This is a genomic window from uncultured Planktosalinus sp., from assembly GCF_963973675.1.
Taxonomy (GTDB): domain Bacteria; phylum Bacteroidota; class Bacteroidia; order Flavobacteriales; family Flavobacteriaceae; genus Planktosalinus.
On the sequence record NZ_CAXBAN010000082.1, the window covers coordinates 1 to 8,405 of the forward strand.

The 8,405-nt window shown below is 34.6% G+C and carries 11 protein-coding genes; 4 read left to right on the forward strand and 7 right to left on the reverse strand.

Translation table 11 applies throughout. The annotated features are described in order from the left end of the window. Positions 1–107: 107 nt before the first annotated feature. Positions 108–635, forward strand: a complete 528-nt coding sequence (locus tag AACY61_RS04755) for a CIA30 family protein (RefSeq protein WP_339610441.1) — start codon at positions 108–110, stop codon at positions 633–635. 16 nt (positions 636–651) lie between these two features. On the opposite strand, the gene AACY61_RS04760 is transcribed toward AACY61_RS04755, so the two are convergent. From AACY61_RS04760 to AACY61_RS04770, 3 genes are all read right to left on the reverse strand, one after another. Then, positions 652–1,632, reverse strand: coding sequence for a cysteine synthase family protein (locus AACY61_RS04760; protein ID WP_339610442.1), 981 nt, complete (start codon positions 1,630–1,632; stop codon positions 652–654). 210 nt (positions 1,633–1,842) lie between these two features. Beyond that, positions 1,843–3,234: a T9SS type A sorting domain-containing protein gene (locus tag AACY61_RS04765; protein WP_339610443.1), complete on the reverse strand. Its 1,392-nt coding sequence runs from the start codon at positions 3,232–3,234 to the stop codon at positions 1,843–1,845. Continuing rightward, positions 3,231–4,718 (reverse strand): hypothetical protein, encoded by a 1,488-nt coding sequence (locus AACY61_RS04770; protein ID WP_339610444.1) that lies wholly within the window; start codon positions 4,716–4,718, stop codon positions 3,231–3,233. Before AACY61_RS04770 ends, AACY61_RS04765 begins: the two co-directional genes overlap by 4 nt. Positions 4,719–5,015: 297 nt before the next feature. On the opposite strand from AACY61_RS04770, the gene AACY61_RS04775 reads away from it, so the two are divergent. Genes AACY61_RS04775 through AACY61_RS04785 form a run of 3 tightly spaced genes read left to right on the forward strand, consistent with a single transcriptional unit; the run spans position 5,016 to position 6,285 of the window. Continuing rightward, positions 5,016–5,366, forward strand: coding sequence for a MauE/DoxX family redox-associated membrane protein (locus AACY61_RS04775; RefSeq protein ID WP_339610445.1), 351 nt, complete (start codon positions 5,016–5,018; stop codon positions 5,364–5,366). Between the two features lie 12 nt (positions 5,367–5,378). Further along, a complete protein-coding gene (locus AACY61_RS04780) occupies positions 5,379–5,963 on the forward strand; it encodes an alpha-ketoglutarate-dependent dioxygenase AlkB (protein ID WP_339610446.1) in 585 nt (194 codons plus the stop codon). A gap of 43 nt (positions 5,964–6,006) precedes the next feature. After that, positions 6,007–6,285: a TIGR03643 family protein gene (locus tag AACY61_RS04785; RefSeq protein ID WP_339610447.1), complete on the forward strand. Its 279-nt coding sequence runs from the start codon at positions 6,007–6,009 to the stop codon at positions 6,283–6,285. On the opposite strand, the gene AACY61_RS04790 is transcribed toward AACY61_RS04785, so the two are convergent. The 4 genes from AACY61_RS04790 to AACY61_RS04805 all read right to left on the reverse strand — a co-directional run. Further along, on the reverse strand, positions 6,282–7,061 hold the full coding sequence (locus AACY61_RS04790; RefSeq protein ID WP_339610448.1) for a S1/P1 nuclease: 780 nt from the start codon (positions 7,059–7,061) through the stop codon (positions 6,282–6,284). The genes AACY61_RS04785 and AACY61_RS04790 overlap by 4 nt on opposite strands. 128 nt (positions 7,062–7,189) lie before the next feature. Beyond that, positions 7,190–7,420, reverse strand: a complete 231-nt coding sequence (locus AACY61_RS04795; protein WP_339610449.1) for a rhodanese-like domain-containing protein — start codon at positions 7,418–7,420, stop codon at positions 7,190–7,192. An 89-nt stretch (positions 7,421–7,509) separates the two neighbouring features. Then, a complete protein-coding gene (locus AACY61_RS04800; RefSeq protein ID WP_339610450.1) occupies positions 7,510–7,818 on the reverse strand; it encodes a rhodanese-like domain-containing protein in 309 nt (102 codons plus the stop codon). 107 nt (positions 7,819–7,925) lie between these two features. Continuing rightward, positions 7,926–8,405: thioredoxin family protein (locus AACY61_RS04805; protein ID WP_339610451.1), on the reverse strand; the 480-nt coding region annotated here is incomplete at its 5' end.

The window sequence follows — 8,405 nt, forward strand, 5'->3', positions numbered from 1 at the left end:
AGCATTTCAATTAATCAATATTTGTTAAAATAAAAACAAAACAAGCTGAATATTAGCTGCTAGTATTTAATTTTAGCATTTGTATAAATACTCTAAATTGCTCAAATATGCTTTTAATCTTACTTATTTTTACAATTTCAATTACACCTTCAATGACTCTATTTGATTTCAAATCACAAACAGATATTCAAAAGTGGAATGTAGTAAACGATGGAGTTATGGGCGGGCTTTCAAAAGGTACAATTGCTCTAAACGAAAATGGTCATGCACTTTTTACCGGAAACGTCTTACTTGAAAATAACGGTGGATTTTCTTCTGTGAGACACAGATTTAAGAGAACAAACATCAATGTCTATCAAAAAATAGTTCTGCGTGTTAAAGGTGATGGAAAAAACTATCAGTTCAGAGTAAAAACAAATGCATCAGATTTTTATTCTTATACTTATACATTTAAAACAAAAGGGGAATGGGAAACTATCGAAATACCTTTTTCAGAAATGGCACCCTCGTTTAGGGGTAGAAAAGTCAATCTGCCAAATTACCCTGGCGAAGAAATTGAAGAAATGGCATTCTTAATTGGAAATGGTAAAAGAGAAACTTTTGCGCTTGAAATTGATAAAATTGAAGTTCATTAAAATTAGGTTTTTGACCTTATTCAATATACCCCATCTTCTTCATCCACTCGTCATTATACATTTTACCCACATAGCGACTGCCGTGGTCGTGAAACAGAACAACTACAACATCATCTTTTGTGAAATGTTCTTTTAATTGAAGAAGTCCTTTCATAGCGGCTCCTGCAGAGTTCCCTAAAAAGAAACCTTCTTTTTTTGCAAGCAACTGGGTGTAAACCGCAGCATCTTTATCGGTTACTTTTGTAAAACCATCAATAATACTAAAGTCCACATTTTTAGGTAGAATATCTTCGCCAATGCCTTCTGTTACGTATGGGTAAATTTCATTTTCATCAAAAATACCGGTCTCATGGTATTTTTTAAACACGCTTCCATAGGTATCAATCCCCCAAACTTTGATGTTTGGATTTTGTTCTTTTAAATATTTTCCAACTCCGGAAATGGTTCCTCCGGTACCCACACCCACTACAAAATGAGTTACTTTACCATCGGTTTGTTTCCATATTTCAGGGCCTGTGGATTCATAGTGGGCTTTTGCATTTGAAAGGTTGTCATATTGATTGACATACCAGGAATTTGGGGTTTCTTTAGCCAGTCGCGCCGAGGTGGAATAATATGATCTGGGGTCGTCTGGAGCAACATCGGTAGGGCATACAACCACTTCGCTGCCCACTGCCCTTAGGATATCCATTTTCTCCTTACTTTGTTTATCGCTTATGACACAAACCATTTTGTAACCTTTAACAATAGCTGCCAGTGCAAGTCCCATTCCGGTATTACCGGATGTTCCTTCAATAATGGTTCCACCGGGTTTTAATCTGCCGTCGGCTTCTGCATCTTCAATCATTTTGACAGCCATACGGTCTTTCACTGAATTCCCCGGATTGAAAGTTTCATATTTTGCGAGTACCAAAGCGGGGATTTCTTCAGCGAGTTTATTGATTTTTACCATTGGGGTATTTCCAATGGTTCCAAGTATATTTTCTGCGTATTCCATATCTATTTTTTGCGATTGCAAAGGTAAGGAATTGATTGAAAAAATAGGATTAGTTAACTTTTATTTGTTCATCATTCATTAAACCAAATGGACACATAAGACATAGTATTATTCAAAAAAATCGCATACAGTATTTATAATATGCACATTTATAGATAAGGATTAGGGTTAGCGATAGTGCCAAAACTAAATACTAATTTTAAAGCCACATTACTTCTTAATAAATTTAATTTTCTCTTTTGAATTTTTGTAAATAAACTCTACTAAATACCAACCACTTGACAAAGCTGAAACATCTATTTCTTTTTGGCCTGGTTCCCACTTAAACTTAACTGCTTTTTGACCCTTTGAATTGTATATACTGAATTCTATTGGAAACAAATCCGTTTTTATCTTTAATGTGTCTTCTACAGGATTTGGGTAAATCACAACATTGTTAAATGTATATTCATTCGTTGATAGAAGATTATTCTCAAACCACAAAATGGTATTATTGGTTTGTGATGCAGTTACTGGATCCATCTTGCCATTTCCATTGATGTCTGCCGCTTCAATAGTAACTGCAGATGGCAAACTATCAGTGATTAATTGTTCTTCCCCAAAATTACCTAAACCATCCAGATTTTCATACCACCTCATATAACCCGGTGACAAGGTAAACAAATCAATATCACCATCGTTGTCAATATCTGCAGGAAAAATACCTGTAATTGGATGTTCTAGCTCTATAAACCGTTCTGACCCAAAACTACCTTGACCATCCAAATTTTCCCACCATGCAAAGGCTTGTGTTAGAATTGAACTACCAACAACATCCAAATCGCCGTCACCATCAATGTCCACCAAATGCAATCTCAATACATTATAACCGGGGTTTCCTGAAGAGCCAATCGGTATAGGTGGACCAAAATCACCTTGACCGTCCAGATTTTCAAACCAAGACATCACACCGGTGTTTGATGTGCCTGAAACTATATCAAGATTACCATCACCATCTATATCCCCTACTGCAATACCAAAACCATTTGAAAAATCTGTTACTACAACATTTGATGAAGAAAAATTACCGCTACCCAAATTGCGATACCAAGAAATACTTCGATCGCTTGCTGCATTTGCACTTACCACAATATCAAGCATACCATCTCCATCAATATCTTCTAAAACGATGGCTCGAGCCATAGTGTTTGGGTTTTCGGGAATAATTTGGGGTGAACCAAAATTACCGTTGCCATCCAGATGCTCCATCCATCTCAGATTGAAACCCATATTCACAACATCTTGGGTTGAAAACACAAGGTCTTTGAAGCCGTTTCCGGTGAGATCCCCCACAGCCATTCCCCTAACAGTTGGTAGATTTTCAACAATCAAGAGGGGAAGGGCATAATTGCCCAACCCATCTAAATTTTTATGCCAATAGATTGCAAATTGACTTCTAAATGTAACTATGTCCAGTAGCCCGTCATTATCTATGTCAACCAAAATCAATTTAGCCGAACCGGATGTTTCGTCCTCATAAATTAAATGCTCCTGCCATTGACTTAAAGCTTGAAAAGAAAAGAGGAAAAGTGGAAAAAAAATTAATACCCTGAAATTCATCATTCGTTATCCTTGTATAATACATTTTCTTGAACAGCACCATCTTCATAGATTTTTTCAATTTTATACAATCCAGGATGCAATTGCTGTATCAGGTTTGGGTTATTGATAGCTGTAGAATCCTGTGTTGTAATGGTCACATTTGCATTAAATACTCCATCATTGAATTTAGTAACACTCCCTCCTATGGGTGCCCGGTTCCAGTTGTCATAACATTTTCTGTTATTCTGACCATATTCATTGGGTAAGGGTGGGTTAAAAATAATTTGAATCGCAGAATGGTTTGGATGAGTTATCAAATTGAAGTTGGTTTCATCTGGTTCAAAACTAGATAAGGTAAAATTACCAATATTAAATGAAGTGTCTTCATAAGGAGTGGGTTCACCACTAGGGCAATCACAGTCACATTCTCTGAACCTGTATTTAAAACCCGGCTGGAACAAAGGTGTATAGATAGATTGGTTTTCCTCAAATGTAGTTCCTTGTAAAGGTCCGGCTATATAATATTCACCTTTGTAAGGCTCATACAAGGAAGCAATAGTAGTTTGTTTTGGCCCAAAAAGAGATTGGTATGTAAGAATTTGATACCGCATTTTATGACCCTGCTCGGGAAAAAAATAAGGATATTGCATCATACAAGGGGAACAATTACCCATTATATTGCTAACATCATAATGGCTAGGAGCATAAAGATGGCCCTCACTATCAATTTGGAATCCATCATTTTCATAAGTACAATCATTCAAATCCACAAAAGGATAGGTAGAGGGATTGTTTGGATCTCTATATGTATTGATAGCATTTGTTTGAATAATCCAATCTGCGGTCTCATCTGCATTGAAGTCAGGGTGAGAAGGGTTTCTTGGCACATTTTCAGTTTCAGACCAAGTATGTCCTATCGCGAATAAATGAGCAATCTCATGAGGGTTCACAGCATTTGAAAAATCCTCTGGCTTAACAATTACAGAGGTTTTAGAATAACTTGCAGCACCTCTATATTGTTCAGTAGCATAGGGAGCATATATATTAATAGCATTGGGGTGTCTATAATTATTATTTGTTACATAGTTAAAAAATATATTTCTTTGACACCATCTTATCATTCCATATCCTGTGGGGTCACCTCCAGGATAGGTATTACATTCCCATTTTTCTTCAACGGGATTCCATTCTCTTAAAATTAGAGGCACAAAAGCCGGCGAATTAAATGTATCATAGCCAACATACTTAAAAAATATATTGAATTTGTTGAATGTCCTGTTTAAATGAGCCACACCTGCTAAAATATTATATTCTGTAAAATTATTGTTATAGTAGTTTCCTTCAGAATCGTTGACTTTCCAAAAAAATACATTAAATACAATAGGTTCCATATTTTGTGATGGGTCATCAATAAAGGGAACATAAACTTTTGCTGACTCAGGTATTTCATCTTCATCAAAAGCACAAAAATCATATTCTTGTGTATAAAAGGATGTAGTAAACATCAATAAGGAAAGGAATAAAAGTAATTTACCCCCCCCCCCTTTTTTTTAAAAAAACATTTTTCTCATAATTTTTAGGTTATTTAGTTAGTATTTGACCTGTAATTTACGAAAAAAACAATCAATATAAAATATTTTAAATTTAAAAAATCCAAATTGACGATTTTTGCACCTAATCCTTTGATTTTTTTATCATTATTTATAATTCAACAAAGGTGTAACAAAACTTTAAAGATGCTAAAAAAGGAGTTTTCTAACCCATAATTTTATGTACTTTTGGAAAAATTAAACATTACCTTTATGTTACCCTGGCACCAATATTTAATGGCTGTAATTTATATTTTAGCCGGCATCAATCATTTTAGAAACCCAAAAATGTATGAACGAATCATGCCTCCTTATGTGCCTGCTCACAAAAGTATGGTAGTTTTGAGTGGAGTTGCTGAAATGATTTTAGGACTTATGCTGCTTACACCTGAAAACCAACACCTGGCTGCCTGGGGAATTATTGCTATGTTAATTGTATTTTTTACTGTTCACATCCATATGCTTATCAATGAAAAAGCCTCTTTAAAGCTACCAAAATGGGTTTTGATATTACGCTTTCCGTTACAGATTGTTCTTATTTGGTGGGCCTATCAATACACTTGATATTAAAAAAACATGAAGAAAGTGGTATTTAATTTACCAGATGCAGACATTTCTTATTTTCCTAAATTCTATGCCGAAGATAAAGCAACTAAAGTTTTCAATCAACTTTTAAAAGAAACACCTTGGCAACAGGACAAGATAACTGTTTTTGGTAAAACGCATTTACAACCCCGACTCACAGCTTTGTATGCTGACAATGAAAAAACGTATTCTTATTCAAACATCACGATGCATCCAAAACCGTTTTCGCCTCTTCTAAAGGAGCTGAAAACAGATATTGAAAAACAATGTAATGATGCATTTTCAACAGTTTTATTAAACTTATACCGCCACGGAAAAGACTCTAATGGCTGGCACAGTGATGATGAAAAGGAATTGGGAAAAAACCCAGCGATTGCTTCATTAAGCTTTGGAGAAGAACGGTGGTTTCACTTAAAACACAAATTCAGACCTGAATTAAAAACAAAGATTATATTACAACACGGTAGTTTGTTAGTTATGAAGGGAACTACTCAACACTTTTGGAAACATCAAATCTCTAAAACTTCAAGGGAAGTTAATCCTCGTATCAATCTTACATTTAGGTTAATAAAATAATAAAAGTTTGAATTGATATTTGTCGTTTATTAATTTTGTTAATATGAGTAAAGATTTTAAACTTTCAGAGATTGACAGAATAATTGAAATGGCTTGGGAAGATAGAACACCTTTTGAAGCTATCGAATTTCAATTTGGACTGAATGAGCAAGAAGTGATTTCGCTGATGCGAAAAGAATTAAAGCTTACCAGTTTTAAAATGTGGAGAAAAAGGGTTCAGGGAAGAAAAACAAAACATGCCTTATTGAAAAAAAACACAAGCAATCGTTTCAAAAGTAGCAGGCAAAAAGCAATTTCTGGCAATAAAATTTCTAAACGTTAGGCAAAAAGTTCGTTCAAAATTTTTGCCAATCGTAGCCCTCCCTTTTGGAGTTGCGATTTCACTGTATTGAAATGGTCATACATGTACCTATAGCCCAACTTTTCCCCCACTTCTGCACTTTTGTATAGTTTTTTTGTTATCTCGCGTTCCTCAAGTACCCAATCTAACAAATTACCACTTTGGACTTCGCTTATTTCATTTTTATTTAAACTTGGAAGATTTTCTGCAAGCTCTGAATAGGTCATCTGGTAGCTGTCTATCATATTTGAGTCCCAAACGCGGTGTAAGTTTGTACCTTCGTTGAACCATCTTACCTGAAAATCATTTCCACCTTTATCTTCTTCCAGACCCAAATGCATGGGTTGGTGAAGGTCTCCAATAAAGTGAACTAAAAGTTTTAGGTGAAACGCTTTTTCATCTGTTGAAGCAGCATCATCTTTCAAAACGGAAATACATTTTTGTATTCCCTGAATGATATCGCCTTCTTCTTTTGGTTTGATGTCGGAGTAGTTTTTATCAAATGGAATGTTTACATAATGCCAGGGTCGGTATTCATTATATTTCCGGTCACTTTTAATTTCATCTGCATAAGTAGAAACTACAGCAAGTGACATTCCGTTTAATAAACGTTCAACTTCTTTTTTTGCTTTTTTTGAAAGATGGTTTTCAGCCACTTCACCCACAACCCTATGACCTGTTTGCCCCCAATCTTCTGATAATGGAAATGCTGCTATGTGTAGTGCAAAAAAAAGCAAAAAAAAGATTTTTATTTTCATCGTTTTTGAGTTTTGAATTAGATTTGGCTTTACAGGGAGGCTTTAAGATTTAGTATAGTCTAATTCCTTTCTACTCCATTCATCAAAGCCACCTGACATATCATATATTTCTTTGAAGCCCATTTCTTTTAATATTTCGGCTGCTTTTGCACTTCTAATGCCAGATTTACAATACAAATAAACCGGTTTGTTTTATCGAAGTTTTTTACTTTTTGCTCAAATCCATTTGTTGTCACACAAATATTTTGAGCATTATATATACTTCCTTCCTTGAACTCCCCTTCGGTTCTGACATCAATTAATTGAACATCTTTATTTTCTATAGCGTCCAATAATTGTTCAGCTGTTATTTTTTGCACCTGTTTGGTTTCTTTTTCTTGGCAAGAACCAAAAATAAAAAACAACAAGAAGATTGAATAAAAAAACGTTTTTTTCATACTGACATCAATTACTCAACCGGGCCATCCCATTCGGATATTCCACCCAAAAGGTTATAAGTATTTTCAATACCCATTGATTCTAACACAGCACAAGCCTGCGCACTTCTTCCACCCGATCTGCAATAAATATAATAATTTTTTGATTTATCAAGCTTGTTTGCATTTTCCATAAAAGATGCAGGATCAGAAATATTGATTTGTTTTGCTCCGGGAATTATTCCCTCTTCCACCTCTTCATCAGTTCTGACATCAAGGATAATTCCATCAGAGTCTTTTTCAGTTTTCTGCTTCCATTCGTTTGAACTTATTTCTTGCATGGTTGTTGTTTTAATTTACAAAATTAAGGGAAATCAATTTACAGATAAAAATAAACCAACAATGTTTTAAACATTATTGAATTATATTTTTTTAAAATTTGAATATTCTATTTTACTTTGATAGTACAGCCAATGGCTTTGGTAGTTTTTACTGAAACATCTTGATTATCCATCAATGCTTGAATTGCATTTTCAAGAAATTTTTCTTTCACTGCAGATGCATCCCTGAAATTATCATCAATTGCTCCAATATAACGTACAATATTTCCTCTATCAGTTTTTTCCAATAAGAACACATGAGGGGTTCTGGTAGCACCATATTGTGGAAAGATTTCCTGTTTTTTGTCAAAAACATAGGCAAACGGAAAGCTTTTTTCTCGAGAACGCTCCTGCATTTTTTCAAAACTATCTCCAGGTGATAGCTCCGGGTTATTTGGATTTATGGCAATTACAGGAAACCCCATTGTGCTATACTTATTATGCAATTGAATCATTCTATCTTCATAAGCAACTACATAAGGACAAGTATTGCAACTAAAAATTACAATATATCCTTTTGCATTTTTATAATCAGCTAAGGACACTTT